The organism is Paenibacillus uliginis N3/975 (assembly GCF_900177425.1).
Taxonomy (GTDB): Bacteria; Bacillota; Bacilli; order Paenibacillales; family Paenibacillaceae; genus Paenibacillus_AQ; species Paenibacillus_AQ uliginis.
Genome location: NZ_LT840184.1, coordinates 4,593,481 through 4,609,560, shown reverse-complemented (window position 1 = coordinate 4,609,560; position 16,080 = coordinate 4,593,481). Strand labels below are relative to the sequence as shown.

14 protein-coding genes are annotated in these 16,080 nt (G+C 47.3%); 13 read left to right on the top strand and 1 reads right to left on the bottom strand.

Annotation, left to right across the window (positions count from 1 at the left end):
* The first annotated feature begins 18 nt into the window (after window positions 1–18).
* The 3 genes from B9N86_RS21740 to B9N86_RS30705 all read left to right on the top strand — a co-directional run bounded on the left by B9N86_RS21740 (window position 19) and on the right by B9N86_RS30705 (window position 2,101).
* Window positions 19–777, top strand: coding sequence for an NAD-dependent protein deacylase (locus tag B9N86_RS21740; RefSeq protein WP_208915222.1), 759 nt, complete (start codon window positions 19–21; stop codon window positions 775–777).
* A gap of 153 nt (window positions 778–930) precedes the next feature.
* Window positions 931–1,935 (top strand): L-glyceraldehyde 3-phosphate reductase, encoded by a 1,005-nt coding sequence (mgrA, locus tag B9N86_RS21735; RefSeq protein WP_208915221.1) that lies wholly within the window; start codon window positions 931–933, stop codon window positions 1,933–1,935.
* Window positions 1,936–1,966: 31 nt separating this feature from the next.
* Window positions 1,967–2,101 (top strand): hypothetical protein, encoded by a 135-nt coding sequence (locus B9N86_RS30705; RefSeq protein WP_280174951.1) that lies wholly within the window; start codon window positions 1,967–1,969, stop codon window positions 2,099–2,101.
* An 82-nt stretch (window positions 2,102–2,183) separates the two neighbouring features.
* Here the strand turns inward: B9N86_RS30705 and B9N86_RS21730 are convergent, their stop codons facing one another.
* Window positions 2,184–3,047 carry an AraC family transcriptional regulator gene (locus tag B9N86_RS21730; RefSeq protein ID WP_208915220.1) on the bottom strand — a complete coding sequence of 288 codons (864 nt, stop codon included), beginning with the start codon at window positions 3,045–3,047 and terminating at the stop codon, window positions 2,184–2,186.
* 184 nt (window positions 3,048–3,231) lie between these two features.
* Here B9N86_RS21730 and B9N86_RS21725 point away from each other — a divergent pair, with 184 nt between their 5' ends.
* The 10 genes from B9N86_RS21725 (at window position 3,232) to ptsP (ending at window position 15,919) form a co-directional block, all read left to right on the top strand.
* A complete protein-coding gene (locus tag B9N86_RS21725) occupies window positions 3,232–4,407 on the top strand; it encodes a galactokinase (RefSeq protein WP_208915219.1) in 1,176 nt (391 codons plus the stop codon).
* Window positions 4,408–4,411: 4 nt separating this feature from the next.
* The gene (galE, locus tag B9N86_RS21720) at window positions 4,412–5,401 is read left to right on the top strand and encodes a UDP-glucose 4-epimerase GalE (RefSeq protein WP_208915218.1); all 990 of its coding nucleotides are present in this window, start codon (window positions 4,412–4,414) and stop codon (window positions 5,399–5,401) included.
* Window positions 5,402–5,413: 12 nt separating this feature from the next.
* On the top strand, window positions 5,414–6,997 hold the full coding sequence (locus tag B9N86_RS21715) for a UDP-glucose--hexose-1-phosphate uridylyltransferase (RefSeq protein WP_208915217.1): 1,584 nt from the start codon (window positions 5,414–5,416) through the stop codon (window positions 6,995–6,997).
* A 141-nt stretch (window positions 6,998–7,138) separates the two neighbouring features.
* Window positions 7,139–8,302: an iron-containing alcohol dehydrogenase gene (locus tag B9N86_RS21710; protein ID WP_208915216.1), complete on the top strand. Its 1,164-nt coding sequence runs from the start codon at window positions 7,139–7,141 to the stop codon at window positions 8,300–8,302.
* Between the two features lie 173 nt (window positions 8,303–8,475).
* Window positions 8,476–9,021 (top strand): NfeD family membrane protein, encoded by a 546-nt coding sequence (locus tag B9N86_RS21705; RefSeq protein ID WP_208915215.1) that lies wholly within the window; start codon window positions 8,476–8,478, stop codon window positions 9,019–9,021.
* Window positions 9,002–10,540 (top strand): flotillin lipid rafts scaffold protein FloT, encoded by a 1,539-nt coding sequence (locus B9N86_RS21700; RefSeq protein WP_208915214.1) that lies wholly within the window; start codon window positions 9,002–9,004, stop codon window positions 10,538–10,540. The genes B9N86_RS21705 and B9N86_RS21700 overlap by 20 nt, the downstream gene beginning before the upstream one ends.
* A 156-nt stretch (window positions 10,541–10,696) precedes the next feature.
* A complete protein-coding gene (gene glcT / locus B9N86_RS21695; protein WP_208915213.1) occupies window positions 10,697–11,548 on the top strand; it encodes a glucose PTS transporter transcription antiterminator GlcT in 852 nt (283 codons plus the stop codon).
* Between the two features lie 283 nt (window positions 11,549–11,831).
* Window positions 11,832–13,889 (top strand): glucose-specific PTS transporter subunit IIBC, encoded by a 2,058-nt coding sequence (gene ptsG / locus B9N86_RS21690; protein WP_208915212.1) that lies wholly within the window; start codon window positions 11,832–11,834, stop codon window positions 13,887–13,889.
* Window positions 13,890–13,935: 46 nt separating this feature from the next.
* Window positions 13,936–14,211, top strand: coding sequence for an HPr family phosphocarrier protein (locus B9N86_RS21685; RefSeq protein ID WP_208915211.1), 276 nt, complete (start codon window positions 13,936–13,938; stop codon window positions 14,209–14,211).
* Entirely contained in the window at window positions 14,204–15,919 is a 1,716-nt protein-coding gene (gene ptsP, locus B9N86_RS21680; protein WP_208915210.1) for a phosphoenolpyruvate--protein phosphotransferase, read from the top strand. Before B9N86_RS21685 ends, ptsP begins: the two co-directional genes overlap by 8 nt.
* Window positions 15,920–16,080 lie beyond the last annotated feature (161 nt).

Sequence of the window (16,080 nt, the reverse complement as noted above, 5' to 3'; positions counted from 1 at the left end):
TGTACGGAGGTGTATGGATTGGAGAACAGGGAAAAGATCGAAAGGTTGGCTACTTGGATAGAAGCAAGTGATTATATCGTCTTTTTTGGGGGAGCCGGAACATCAACAGAAAGTGGAATTCCGGATTTTCGGTCAGCCGCAGGGCTGTATCAAACAGAGCACCATTCTCCGTATCCTCCGGAGGAAATGCTCAGCCATACGTTTTTTATGAATCATCCCGAGGTGTTTTTTGACTTTTACCGCAGTAAAATGTTGCATCCTCATGCAAAGCCCAACGGCTGCCACAAGCTGCTGGCTAGACTTGAGCAGGAAGGTAAGCTTAAGGCCGTCATTACACAAAATATTGACGGTTTGCATCAGACAGCCGGAAGCACGGAAGTGCTTGAGTTGCACGGCTCCATTCATCGAAATTACTGCATGGACTGCTCACGGTTTTATTCGCTGAAAGATGTTATGGATATTCAGGAGACGGTTCCGCTTTGTCCGGATTGCGGCGGCATGATTAAACCGGATGTTGTCTTATATGAAGAAGAATTAAACCAGCAAATTCTGATGCGTGCCGTGCAGGAAATATCTACGGCGGATTTACTCATTATCGGCGGTACATCGCTCACGGTGCATCCGGCTGCCGGGCTTGTGAGTTATTTTCACGGTAGTAAGACAGCTCTACTCAATGCAGACCCGACCCCTTATGATCATCGGGCCGGCCTGCTCATCACAGACCGTATCGGTCAGGTCATGACACAGATTAATGATCTGCTTCGCAAAAGTACATAGTTAGCGGCATCAGTGAAGAAATTCATTGGGGAGCTGTTCACTAGCTCATTGTTGTAATTGATTTCAATCTGTTTCTTGTCAAAGACACCCATATGAGCTAATATTTTTTAAAAAAGTAGTATTTATGGAAATTTGGAGAGGCAGGGATCGCAAATGACATATGTAGCAAGTGAAGACCGCTATGAAGGTATGAAATATAACCGCTGCGGGCGATCAGGGTTAAAGCTTCCAGCCATTTCCCTTGGACTGTGGCACAATTTTGGCGGCATTGATGCATACGAGAACGGACGAAATATGATTACGCGGGCATTCGACCTCGGGATTACCCATTTTGACTTAGCGAACAATTATGGACCGCCAGCCGGATCGGCAGAAGAGACGTTTGGCAAAGTGCTGTCCCGTGATCTGAAACCTTACCGTGATGAACTGATTATTTCATCAAAAGCAGGTTATTATATGTGGCCGGGACCTTACGGAGAGTGGGGTTCACGCAAATATATGATTTCCAGTCTGGACCAAAGCTTAAAGCGGATGGGGCTGGATTATGTTGATATTTTCTACTCTCATCGGATGGATCCAGATACCCCTCTGGAAGAGACGATGATGGCGCTCGACCATATCGTTCGATCGGGAAAGGCGCTATATGTCGGCATATCGAACTACACGCCTGAGAAAACAGAGGAAGCTATCGCTATTCTGAAAAGTCTGGGCACACCGCTGTTGATTCACCAACCAAGCTACTCCATGCTGAACCGCTGGGTAGAGAACGGTCTGCTTGATGTGCTTGAAGAGAACGGTGTAGGGACTATTGCATTCACTCCACTGCAACAGGGGTTGTTAACAAACAAGTATCTGAATGGCATTCCGAACGATTCCCGGGCAGCGAGTCCGTCTGTATTCCTGAACGAGAACAACATTACACCAGAAGTGTTGCGCAAGATTCGCGCACTGAATCAAATGGCTGCGGCTCGCGGTCAAAGTCTGGCTCAGTTCGCTTTGGCATGGGTTTTGCGAGGTAAACGAGTGACCTCCGCCCTGATCGGAGCGAGCAAAGTCAGTCAGATCGAGGATAATGTAGCAACACTAAACAACCTGGAATTCTCGAAGGAAGAACTTGATCGCATTGAGACGATCTTAAAAACGGAAAACGAAGGATAATTGGCTGCACTTGAGTCAAAATGAAGTATGCATGAAGCAACGGAGAGGACGAATCGATTCCGGAGAAGCGGCAGCGGTCGCCTTTGTCCCCGAATTTCAACCATGTTTCATGATTTCAGGAGATTCGGGGGCAAGAGCGATTGTAGGAACGAATTCGTACTCGTAGTGTCTTACAACGAATAATAGGGGAAGCCAAAGATCTTTAAATCTTTTGGGGCATCTCTTATTTTGTATGTCGTGATCCCTTTCTAGATACCGGTCATCTCTTTACGGTAACTGGTGGGGGATTGTCCGCAGAAGCGTTTGAACTGTCTCGAAAAATATAGCGGATCGGTTAGGCCGACCGAGGAGGAAATCTGTTCAACCGAAAGCTCAGGGCGCTCGCGAAGCAACCGCTTGGCTTGATCGATCCTTAATTTTAACAGGTATGTCACAGGTGATATGCCTGTTTCTTTTTTGAAAATTCGTGATAAATATGCACGGTTATATCCGAGACTTACGCACATTTGCTCGATAGAGACAGGGTGTGCATACTGGGAAGTCATATAGTTAATCATCTGCTTGACCGTTCGTTGCACCTGCGGCTCTACCACTGTTAGCCGGGAAGGTTGAGTGGAGCAGTTCATGATCTCGGCCCAAATGAGGTGCAGGAAGCCGACCGCGGCTGTATGCGCACTTTCTTGTTTCATATGAAAATGTTCTTGAATATGGTGAATATATTCAGGAACCTTGCTGTTTTCGCTTTCATTGGTTGTGTTCAGGACTGGGCAACCTGGGAGGAAACCGGCAGACTCCACCAGAGAATGACCTGTTTCTCCAGTGAAAGCGACCCATAGATATTTCCATGGATCAGAGTGACATGACACATAACTGACGAGTTGACCGGGGTGGATAAGAAAACAGTCACCGGGTCCAAGCTCATAAACATCGGTTTCCGTGCGGAATGTTCCGTGTCCGGATACAATGGCGTGCAGTAAGTAGTAGTCATATATTTTCGGGCCTAAAGCATGTTCGGGCTTGGTCTGGCTTTCACCAGCAAAAAGCACATTCAGCTTGCCAAACTCCGCTTGAACCGGATTGGAGGATACGGAATAACTTTCCTTTTTTTTCATGGAGAGACCTCCTTTTTTCATTGGGTAAATCGTTAAGAGAAGATGGTCACAACTACTTGTAGTTTACAACGTAAGGTCACATTTATCCATATGTATCACACAAGACTGCATTACCCTCTTCACCTTAATCTTTTATACTATGGATATCGGTACTACCATACGTACAGGATGGAGTGATTAACGGATGAATACACAACAGCTAATAAAGATATTTTTAGAAAAATACGGTGAAGGCAGGCATCCGCTTCGGGTGTTTAATGCACCGGGACGCGTAAACCTGATTGGCGAGCATCTGGATTATAACGGAGGGTATGTACTTCCAGCAGCTCTCGAATTCGGGACAACGCTGATTATCCGGGATCGTGACGATCAGCATATTTCATTGGCTTCCACGAATATACCTTACGAAGTAACCCTCTCCATGAAAGATGCTTTTGGCGGGAAAAGCGGCCAGTGGACCGACTATCCGGTAGGCGTCATTCTTGAACTGGATAAACTCGGTTATAAACTGACCAAAGGTTATGACCTGCTGTATCACGGTGATATTCCAAACGGAGCTGGACTTTCCTCTTCGGCTTCTATTGAGGTTGTAACCGCTTATGCTCTGATGTCGATGGAAGGGCATAAAACAGACACTGTTGAAATTGCGAAGTTGTCCCAGAAGGCGGAGAACCTGTTTGTTGGCGTCAATTCGGGGATCATGGACCAATTTGCGGTGGCTAATGGGCGTAAAGACCACGCTATTTTGCTGATGTGCGATACGCTGGATTACGAATTGGTGCCTTTTGAGACAGGGTCCTACAAAATTGTGATTGCCAATACGAACAAACGAAGAGGACTGGTGGACTCTAAGTATAACGAACGCCGCGGTGAATGCGATCAGGCGCTGGAAATTTTGCAAAAGGAAGTTCCTTCCCTTCAATACTTGGCTCAGCTGAATCCTGACCAGTTCGTTACCTTGCAGGACAGCATTCTGGACGAAACCGTAAGACGCCGTGCCAAGCATGTAGTGGAAGAGAATCAGCGGGTCCTTGATTCGGTTGAATCACTGAAGAACAACGATCTTGAGGCATTCGGACAATATATGAATCAGTCTCACGATTCTTTGCGCTATTTGTATGAAGTAACTGGAGATGAACTGGACGCGATGGTGGAAGAATTCCAGCGTCAGGAAGGTACTCTAGGAGCACGGATGACCGGTGCCGGTTTCGGCGGTTGTACCGTGGCATTGGTGCATGAGAATCATGTCGAGAAGGTAATCGAGGAAGTCACACACCACTATGAAGTCAGAACGGGGCTCAAACCCGAGTTCTATGTGTGCGGCGTTGGTCAAGGTGTACATGAAGTAAAGGAGGCGTAGTAATATGGCGATTTTAGTTACCGGCGGTGCCGGATATATCGGGTCTCATACTGTGGCTGAGCTGCTGGAGCGCGGTGAGGAAGTTGTTGTGATCGACAGTCTGGAAACAGGGCATCGGGAAGCTCTTCTGGGTGGAAAGCTCTATGAGGGGGATTTGCGCGACAAGTCGTTGTTGAAAGCGCTGTTCGCCGAGAATAAAATTGATGCTGTTATTCATTTTGCGGCCAGTTCTCTTGTCGGCGAGAGTATGAAGGACCCCGTGAAATATTATGACAACAACGTTAACGGTGCACTATGCCTGCTGGAAGCAATGAATGAGGCCGGTGTACGCAAAATCGTATTTTCGTCCACAGCTGCGACGTATGGTGAGCCGGAGAAGGTGCCTATTGAAGAAAAGGACCGCACCCAGCCGACGAATGTATATGGCGAAACGAAGCTGATGATGGAGAGAATGATGTCCTGGTTTGATAAGGTGCTGGGCATTAAGTACGTATCTTTGCGTTATTTCAATGCGGCAGGGTCCCATGCTAGCGGCAAAATTGGCGAGGATCATCGTCCGGAAAGTCATCTAATTCCGCTTGTGCTTCAGACGGCTTTGAAACAGCGTGATCACATTTCCGTATTTGGTGAGGATTATCCTACGGCCGATGGCACCTGCATCCGAGACTATATCCATGTAAGTGACCTGGCTGACGCACATATCCGTGCAGTCGATTACCTGCGCCGCGGTGAGGACAGCAACGTGTTCAATCTGGGTAATGGGCTCGGCTTCTCGGTAAAGGAAGTCATCGAAACGTCGAAACAGGTAACAGGACGTGACATTCCGGTTGTGATGGAAGCCCGTCGTGCCGGTGATCCGGCTGTTCTAGTTGCCTCGTCCGAGAAGGCCCGCAGTATTCTTGGATGGAATCCTTCCTACAACAAGCTGGAGGATATCATTGAAAGCGCCTGGAGATGGCATAACAGCCACCCGCACGGGTATAGCGGCAACTAAGGGGGACTGACGATGGAAAACCTGACAGCAAGAACTCCCGAAATGGAAGATGCTCTGCACGCGATAGAACGTCTTGTGTTGTTTGCCTTGCGCAAGGGGTTAATCAAGGAAGCAGATTACGATTATAGCCGCAATCTACTTCTGGAAGACTTGGGATTCAGCGAGCCTTACAATGGACAGGTGAACGAGGAGATCCTTGACGGCCCGCAGTCGCAGCTGGATATCTTGATCGACTATGCTGCTGCAAATGGGATGATTGCTGAAAATACGGACACGTACCGTGATTTGCTGGATGCCAAAATGATGGGACGCTTGATGGCCCGTCCTTCGGAGGTAGTTCGTGCATTCAGCCAGACGGAGCAGATTCAAGGTATCGAAGCGGCAACGAACGATTTTTACAAGCTGTGTATCGACTCCAACTATATCCGGATGGACCGGGTGGCCAAGAACGAGTATTGGAAGCATCCGAGTGCGTATGGGGACATCGAAATTACGATCAACCTGTCCAAACCGGAAAAGAGTCCAAAAGAAATCGCTATGGCAAAGCTGCTTCCTCCACCTGTATATCCGAAATGTCAGCTATGTCGTGAAAATGTTGGTTATGCAGGGCGGGTAAATCATCCGGCTCGGCAAAATCTGAGAGTGATTCCGCTGGAACTGAACAAGGAGAAGTGGTTTTTTCAATACTCTCCTTATGTGTACTATAACGAGCATTGTATTGTGTTCCAGCATGATCATGTTCCGATGAAATTAACAAAAGATACGCTTGCACGCTTACTCGGTTTTGTGAATGCGTATCCTCATTATTTCCTTGGCTCAAACGCGGATCTTCCGATTGTTGGCGGATCCATCCTGACACATGATCATTTCCAAGGCGGACGGCACACATTCCCGATTCAAAATGCTCCAAAAGTAGCCGAATTCAAAAATGAGGTCTATCCGGATGTATCAGTCAGTATTGTCAACTGGCCGATGTCAGTCATCCGTTTATCCTCGAAGGACTCGGGTATGCTGCTTGAATGTGCAAATCATATTTATGAATCATGGAAAAGTTACAGTGATCCCTCTGCGGATATCGAGGCGGACAGCAAGGTGGATGGTCAATGGGTCCGTCACAACACGGTGACTCCGATTGCGCGCCGGAATGCTGAGGGCATATACGAGATGGATCTGGTGCTCCGTAACAACCGGACGAACGATGAGTATCCAGAGGGGATATTTCACCCGCATCGCGAAATGCATCATATCAAGAAAGAGAATATCGGCCTGATTGAAGTCATGGGTCTGGCGATACTGCCTGGACGTCTTAAGGTGGAGTTGGATCAGATTTCGGATATTTTGTCAGGAGATGATGCGCTGTATGAAGCGGTACAGTCGGAGGGACACGCACTTGCGATTCACCGTGACTGGATCGAACAGTTGAAGGAGCGAACGGGAGCAACAATAACTAAAGGTGAAGCCGTGGATTTGATCCGAAGCGAGGTTGGCGGTATTTTCACGACTATACTTGAACAGGCCGGTGTCTATAAGCATACAGCCGAGGGCCGTGAGGCATTCTGTCGCTTCCTCGAAAGTACGGGATATTCAGCGGTATGACTTACCGAATAATGATATAACGAAATGGTGACCAGCCGCAGTTCCTGTCCGGAACTGCGGCTGTTTGGTTTTGAAAGAACAGGAGAGTATAATTAAATCGTTATTTCATTACAAGATTAAGTTATTGGAGGTTGAAATGGCATGGGACCTTTTGAATTTTATAATCCGACCAAATTGTTTTTTGGTAAAGGAAAACTGAGTACTCTAAAGACAGAAGTACCGAAATACGGGCAAAAAGTACTTCTCGTGTATGGTGGAGGCAGCATTAAACGCAGTGGGTTGTATGACCAAGTGGTATCTCTGCTTGGAGAGTGCGGAGCCGAAGTCACTGAACTAAGCGGAGTCGAACCCAATCCGCGCCTGTCGACAGTTCACCAGGGCGTAGAGTTATGCCGCAAGCATCATATTGATCTGATTCTCGCTGTCGGCGGGGGAAGTGTTCTGGACTGCTCCAAGGCAATTGCTGTCGGTGCAAAATACGAAGGCGATATGTGGGATTTTGTGGAGCGTAAGGCGGTCCCTCAGAATGCCCTTCCTCTTGGCACAGTGTTGACGATGGCAGCTACCGGCTCGGAAATGAACGGTGGTTCGGTCATTACCAATGAAGCAACGAAGGAAAAGATGGGCTGGGGCAGCAAACTGGCATACCCAGCGTTCTCCATCCTTGACCCGGTACATACGTTTTCCTTGCCGAAAGACCAGACGGTATACGGTATGGTGGATATCATGTCTCATGTACTCGAGCACTATTTTCACCTGGATACCAATACTCCGATTCAGGATGGCTTCTGTGAGACAATTCTCCGGACAGTTATCGAAACGGCACCTAAACTTATTGATGATTTAGAGAACTTCGAACTCCGTGAGACGATTATGTACTGCGGAACGATGGCACTGAACGATATGATCAGTATGGGCCTCAGAGGCGACTGGGCCACTCATAACATCGAGCATGCCGTATCTGCGGTATACGATATTCCTCATGGTGGAGGTCTTGCGATTCTGTTCCCGAATTGGATGACTTATAATATCGATGTCAATCCAGAGCGTTTCAAACGTCTGGCTGTAAATGTATTCGGTGTTGATGAAGCAGGTAAAACAGATAAGGAAGCAGGTCTCGAGGGAATTCAGGCTCTCCGTGACTTCTGGACATCTATCGGGGCACCAAGCACATTGGCTGATTATGATATCGACGGAAGTGATATTGAAGTGATGGCAGATAAAGCAGTACGCTTTGGTCCGTTTGGAAATTTCCGCAAGCTGCAGCGGGAAGATGCGGTAGAAATATATAAAATGTCACTTTAGTACTTAAATATTGGAAAACCTGTTCATTCAACATGAGCAGGTTTTTTGTTGCTATAAATCGAATAAGAATAAAGTGAGAATCATGTAAAGCTAGGTAAATATTTGAAACGAAGTTAACTTTATTCCGTATTACTTGTTATATACAGTGAGGGATTCTGAAGGAGGCAGTCAAAATGGAGGCGCTGTTTTGGGGATGTCTGATCGGTGGGGTATTGTTTGCCGTTGTGACGGTGCTGCTTGGAGATGTTCTAAGTGGAGCGATGGACGGGGTGCTGGATTTTCTGTCCGTTGATTTCTTTAAGCCAGTAGTACTGGCAGCGGGAATCACTGTTTTTGGAGGTACAGGCATCATGCTGGTAAAGTACACCGACCTGTCCTCAATGCCGCAGGTGGTCATATCTTTGCTTGTTGCTATTCTGTTATCGATCGCAGTGTATTTCGGTTATGTGCGGCCGATGGAGAACAGTGAAAACTCTACTGGCTTTTCCATAAAGGAGTTGGCTGGAAGAATCGGGGAAGTTACGATTCCGTTGCCAGCTGAAGGTTATGGTGAAGTTATGGTGAGAGTAGGCGCAGGCAATACACTACATATTGCCTCCAGTTTTGACAAAACGCCGCTGGTTGCCGGGGTCCGGGTAGTTGTCGTGGAAGTGGCCGATGGTATCCTGAGAGTATCTGAGCTGGAAGAGCGAAAGGGAGATGATTATGAACATTCCTGAGTATTTGGTCATACCGTCCATTGTTGTAGGGGTCATTATCGTATTGGGTCTGGCTTTTTGGGCCCGTTACAAAACGGTTAGTCCGGATGAAGCGATGATCGTAACCGGGTCGTTTCTTGGCAGTAAAAATATTTCAGAAGATGAGTCCGGGCGTAGAATCAAAATCGTCCGCGGCGGCGGTGCTTTTATTTTACCAGTATTTCAGAAATCGGAATTTGTTTCACTTTTATCCCACAAGCTTGATGTCATGACGCCAGAGGTTTATACGGAGCAAGGTGTTCCGGTTTTGGCGGATGGGGTGGCGATTATCAAGATTGGAAGCTCCATTGAAGATGTGGCGACAGCAGCCGAGCAGTTCCTAGGTAAACCGATTGAAGCGCTGAAGGGTGAAGCCCAGGAGGTGCTGGAAGGTCATCTGCGTGCCATCCTCGGTTCGATGACTGTCGAGGAAGTATATCGTAACCGAGATAAATTTGCTCAGGAAGTGCAGGGCGTGGCTGCCCGCGATCTGAAAAAAATGGGCCTGCAAATTGTATCCTTTACCATCAAGGATGTACGCGATAAGCATGGTTACCTGGAGGCGCTTGGTAAGCCGCGGATCGCAACGGTAAAACGTGATGCGGAAATCGCCGAAGCTGAGGCAGTTCGGGATGCTCGTATTCAAAAAGCACGTGCAGAAGAAGAAGGACAGAAGGCCGAACTGCTGCGCGATACGAACATTGCCGAGGCGGCTAAAGAGAAAGAACTGAAAGTAGCCTCCTTTAAGAGGGATCAGGATACCGCGAAAGCGGAAGCCGACCAGGCATACCATATTCAAGAAGCCAGAGCCAAACAGACGATGGTGGAAGAGCAAATGAAGGTGGAACTCGTCCGAAAAGAGCGGGAAATCGATCTTCAGGACAAAGAAATTGTGGTTCGTCAGAAGCAGTATGATGCGGAAGTGAAGAAAAAAGCCGACGCTGACCGCTACGCGGTTGAGCAGGCTGCGGAGGCGGATAAAGCACGCAAAATGCGTGAAGCTGATGCCTTACAATATTCTATCGAGACTCAGGCCAGAGCTTCTGCTGAGCAGAAACGGTTGGAAGGTCAAGCAGTGGCAGATGCCGAACGCGCCAAAGGTACAGCGGAAGCAGAAGTTATCCGTCTGCGCGGTTTGGCAGAAGCAGATGCAAAAGAAAAGCTGGCTGAAGCATTCCAAAAATTTGGAGAAGCGGCTGTGCTCGACATTATTGTCAAGATGCTGCCTGAGCTTGCCGGCAAAATCGCCCAGCCAATTGCTTCCATTGATAAACTGACGGTTGTTGATACCGGTAAGGGCGAAGGAGCGGCTCGTGTGAGCAATTATGTAACAGAACTGATGTCGACCGCTCCTGAAATGCTGAAAAGTGTATCGGGAATCGATGTCGAGCAGTTGATTCAAAGCTTGACGAAACGTCCTGCGGCTCCGGCCCAGAAGCCGGTTGCAATTGAACCAGAGCGGGTAACGATGGAAGTGGGCGCAGCTAAAGAAGAACAATGATCATCAGCGGACGGCTCTGACTATGGAGCTGTCCGTTTTTCGATATCGTTTCCAATCGTGCCACCTCCAGAAAAATGGAAGACACTTGTTTTTGCTGAATCGGCAGTTATCTGTTAGAATTAGCGAGATATATGTGTTATCAAATGAGGTGCGGATGTGAGCAGCTTACGAGTGGCTAAAGTATTGAATAATAATGTAATCATAGCAAAACATCCTCAACATGATGAGGTTGTTGTAATCGGCAAAGGGATCGGTTTTAACCGTAAGACGAATGATATGATACCGCTCTCAGCCGTAGAGAAGATGTTTATTCTGACCAAACCTGAGGAACAGGAGCAGTATAAACAGCTGGTACCCCAGATTGATGAACAGTTAATTGAAGCCATGAATGATATTATCCTCCATGCCACGAAATCTGGCAGTGGGCCGCTGAACGAGCATATACACATTGCTTTGACCGATCATATTGCATTTGCTATTAAACGCCATGCACAAGGTCTTCTAATACATAATCCTTTTTTGTATGAGACAAAGGAATTATATCCTAAAGAATTTGAGATGGCTGAATATGCGGTGCAGACCATTAAGAAGCGGCTTGGTGTGGATCTTGGGCAAGATGAGGTTGGCTTCATTGCTCTTCACTTTCACGGAGCACTGACAAATCAGCATATCTCAGAGGTGAGGAAGTACTCCGAACTTGTATCTGATCTCGTACAGATGGTTGAACATAAGCTGGAATATGTCATCCCTCGGGATTCTCTTGATTATTCCAGATTGATTACTCATCTGCGTTTTGCTTTGGAGAGAATACGGCGTGGAGAATCTGTCGAAGAAGCGGGTGGGCTCGACAGCCTCCTCAAGCGAGAATATCCTGAAATGTATGCTCTCGCCTGGAAGCTAACCAAGATGATGGAACAGCGTCTGAAAAAACCGATCTATCCGGCAGAAGCGGGGTATTTGAGTATTCATCTGCAGAGACTTGCTCAAAGAAAAGAGCAAGGTGAATAATTGGTGAATATTTTGTGAGGTGTGTCTAATGGACTTGAAACCTGACATTATGGGTGTTACAATACGGACAGTAAACTAACAGAACTACAAATCAACGTGTAACTGATTCGATCAGGCATGAGTATATAACAGGTCATTTTTGGTTGTTTCTACTCCTTTATGGGTAATCTAACCCATAAAGAATTAGAATTAACCGAATCCTGGTGTATGCTTATGCCTTTTTTTGGTTTGAAGTTTTGTCTCCACACCTTTGATTCGACAACTAGATGGAAGGAGAAATTTTATGTTTAAACGGTTTTTTGGCGTTTTGCAGAGAGTTGGTAAGGCTCTCATGCTACCAGTTGCCATCCTGCCAGCGGCGGGGCTGCTGCTTGGACTGGGCAATATGCTGGTCAATCCAGACTTCCTCCAATATGCGCCATGGCTCGATGCAGACTGGGTTCAATCTGTTGCAACCGTAATGATGAACGCCGGACAGATCGTATTTACGAACTTGTCACTGCTGTTTGCCGTCGGTGTAGCCATCGGATTGGCTGGGGGTGAAGGGGTTGCGGGTCTCGCCGCAATTATCGGTTATCTTGTCATGAACGTGACCATGGGAACGGTGATCGGTGTTACTCCGTCCATGATCGGTACCGATAATGCTTATGCAAGCGTGCTCGGTATTCCAACACTGGCAACCGGAGTATTCGGCGGTATCCTTGTCGGTATATTAGCAGCCAGCATGTACAACAGATTTTTCAAAATCGAACTGCCATCCTACCTGGGCTTCTTTGCGGGTAAGCGGTTCGTACCGATCATGACAGCAGCTACTTCGGTATTACTGGGCTTGCTGATGACGGTAATCTGGCCGCCAATCCAAATGGGATTGAATTCCGCTTCCCACTTCATGCTGGAGCAGAATTTAACACTATCTGCGTTTGTGTTCGGCGTTGTGGAGCGTGGATTGATTCCGTTCGGGTTGCATCACATCTTCTATTCTCCGTTCTGGTTTGAGTTCGGTGAATACGTAAACCAGGCTGGACAATTAGTACGTGGGGACCAGAATATTTTTATGGCCCAGCTCCGAGATGGTGTTGAATTTACCGCAGGTACTTTCATGACTGGTAAGTTTCCGTTTATGATGTTCGGTCTTCCGGCTGCAGCACTTGCGATTTACCACGAGGCCAGACCAGAACACAAGAAATATGTTGCGGGTATTATGGGCTCCGCAGCTCTGACTTCTTTCCTGACAGGGATCACAGAGCCGCTCGAATTTTCATTCCTCTTTTTAGCACCGCTTCTGTTTGCGGTTCACGCTGTGTTTGCTGGTCTGTCTTTTATGACCATGCACATTCTGAACACAAAGATTGGTATGACTTTCTCGGGTGGTTTGATCGACTATATGATCTTTGGGGTTATTCCAAACCGTACACCATGGTGGAATGTTATCATCGTTGGTTTGGTTATGGCCGTGATCTACTACTTCGGCTTCCGTTTTGTCATCCGCAGGTTCAATCTGAAGACACCTGGTCGTGAGGAAGTCACCGAGCAGGAAGAGCACAGTGAATCAGGTGGAGGCAGTAAGGATGAATTGCCTTACAATATCCTGAACGCACTTGGCGGACAACCGAACATTGCGCATCTCGATGCTTGTATCACACGTCTCCGTGTCGAAGTAAAGGATAAGGGGAATGTGGATAAAGCTCATTTGAAAAAGTTGGGCGCTTCTGGTGTACTGGAAGTAGGCAATAACATTCAAGCGATTTTTGGTACCCGTTCGGATACGATTAAATCGCAAATTCAAGACATCATGTCAGGTATTACGCCTGCGCCTTCTGCGACCACAGCCAAGGAGGAACCAGCTGTTGTGGAACAGCTGGCAGCACAGGATGGCGATGCTGTTATCATGGAAGATATCGTTGCTCCGGTTAACGGGGAATTGATGGATATTTCCAACGTGCCTGATCCGGTATTCTCTGAACGGATGACGGGTGACGGATTTGTAGTACTGCCACATGATGGAATGATTTCATCGCCGGTTTACGGTAAAGTATTCAATGTGTTCCCAAGCAAACATGCGATTGGCATCATGTCGGACGGCGGTAAAGAAGTGCTTGTTCATATTGGTGTAAATACGGTTAAGTTAAAGGGACAAGGCTTTAAAGTGCTCGTTAACGAAGGCGACCTTGTGTCGGCTGGTCAGCCGATTATGGAAGTAGATCTGGAGTATGTGAAAGAGCATGCTAAATCGATTATTTCTCCGATCATCTTCTCCAATCTTCCTGAGGGAGTGTCGGTGACGCTCAATAAAACAGGTGTCGTTAAATCAGGTGAACCCAATATCATTACGATTAAATAGTTTATTTGGGTAATTATTTAAAAATGAAGAAAGAGGGATGAAAAACATGCAAAAAACTTTCAGAATTATCGACGAGGATGGAATCCACGCACGCCCAGCTACAGCATTGGTGAACACAGCTAATAAATTTAAGGATACAGAATCTTTTGCTGAGGCTAATGGTAAAAAAGTAACTTTAAAATCAATTCTAGGGGTTCTGTCTCTGGGACTGGAGCAAGGCGATACACTTACGCTGATCTCGGAAGGAGCAAGTGAGAACGACGCGCTGTCCGCACTTTCGGACGTTATGATTAACGAAGGGCTGGGCGAACTCAATGAATAATATTAAGGGAATCGCGGCATCGGCAGGTATTGCCATTGCCCGTGCATTTACCTTGGAGCATCCGGATTACACCGTAACAACTCAAAAGGCGGAGAACGTTAACGGTGAGATTGCGAAGCTGGATGCCGCGCTGGATAAATCCCGTACTGAGCTGGAAGCAATCAAGGAACGGACCCGTCAAGAGCTGGGTGAGAAGAAGGCTGAGATTTTCGAATCTCACCTTCTGATCCTGGACGATCCAGAGCTTATCACTCCGGTTAAAGATAAAATTGCCGCTGAATCGGTTACTGCAGAATACGCACTGAATGAAACAGCTGAGCAATTTATTAAGATGTTTGAAAACATGAAGAGTGCTTATCTGCAAGAGCGTGCAGCTGATATGCGTGATGTAACTAAGCGTATACTTAAGCATTTGCTTGGACTGAACTATGTAAGTCCGTCTGAGATTAATGAAGAAGTTATTGTCATTGCTGAAGACTTGACACCATCAGATACTGCACAGCTGAACCGTAAATATGTCAAGGGTTTCACAACAAACATTGGCGGACGCACTTCACACTCGGCAATCATGGCCCGCTCACTCGAGATACCTGCAGTCGTTGGAACGAAGAACGTTCTTTCCTTGGTGAAAAACGGTGATCTGATCATCGTTGACGGACTTGAGGGGAATGTACTGATTAACCCTTCCGAGGCAATGGTTGCGGAATATCGCAGCAAACAGGAGTCTTATGCGAAGCAGGTTGAAGAGTGGAGAAAGCTTCGCAATGAGCCTACGGTTTCGAAAGACGGAGTTCATGTTGAGCTTGCCGCTAACATCGGTACGCCAAATGATGTAGCCGGCGTTCTGGATAACGGTGGCGAAGCTGTAGGTCTCTATCGTACGGAGTTTCTGTATATGGGACGCGACAAATTGCCTTCCGAAGAAATTCAGTACAATGCCTACAAGACAGTACTTGAGAAGATGGAAGGAAAGCCTGTCGTTGTCCGTACGCTAGATATCGGCGGCGACAAAGAGCTGCCTTATCTGGATCTGCCAAAAGAGATGAATCCGTTCCTTGGATTCCGGGCTGTACGTCTATGTCTGGAGCGTCAGGATATATTCAGAACCCAGCTTCGGGCACTGCTTCGGGCAAGTGTTCATGGCAACTTGCGGATCATGTTCCCGATGATTGCTACACTGGGTGAATTCCGCGAAGCGAAAGCTCTTCTGGAAGAAGAAAAGAGCAAGCTGATCTCTGAAGGTACGGCTGTTTCGGAGAACATTCAGCTGGGCATCATGGTGGAGATTCCATCCACGGCTGTTATGGCTGATCAGTTCGCGAAGGAAGTGGACTTCTTCAGTATCGGAACCAATGATCTGATTCAGTACACCATGGCTGCCGACCGGATGAATGAACGGGTATCCTATCTGTACCAGCCGTACAATCCAGCTATTCTTCGTCTTGTGAAAATGGTTATTGATGCTGCTCACCGTGAAGGCCGCTGGGCTGGCATGTGCGGTGAGATGGCAGGGGATGCGATTGCGATTCCACTGCTGCTCGGTCTAGGTCTGGATGAGTTCAGCATGAGTGCAACCTCGATCCTTCCGGCGCGCAGCCAGATTTCCCGCCTGTCTCGTGCAGAAATGCAAGAACTTGCGGTAAAAGCGCTGGATATGCGCACAGCGGAAGAAGTTGTTGAGCTCGTGAGACAAGTAACTGCTAAATAAGCAATGAACAAGTTATATGAATGATCAAGGTTTCTGAAATCTTATCAAGGGTATTTCATAGCATCCGTCTTTTATAGACGGGTGCTCTTTTTAATTGTAGACTGAAACCCAAACCGAATGGTGCCGCCTAGCATAAACTGAAAGTGTAAGCGATTTATCAG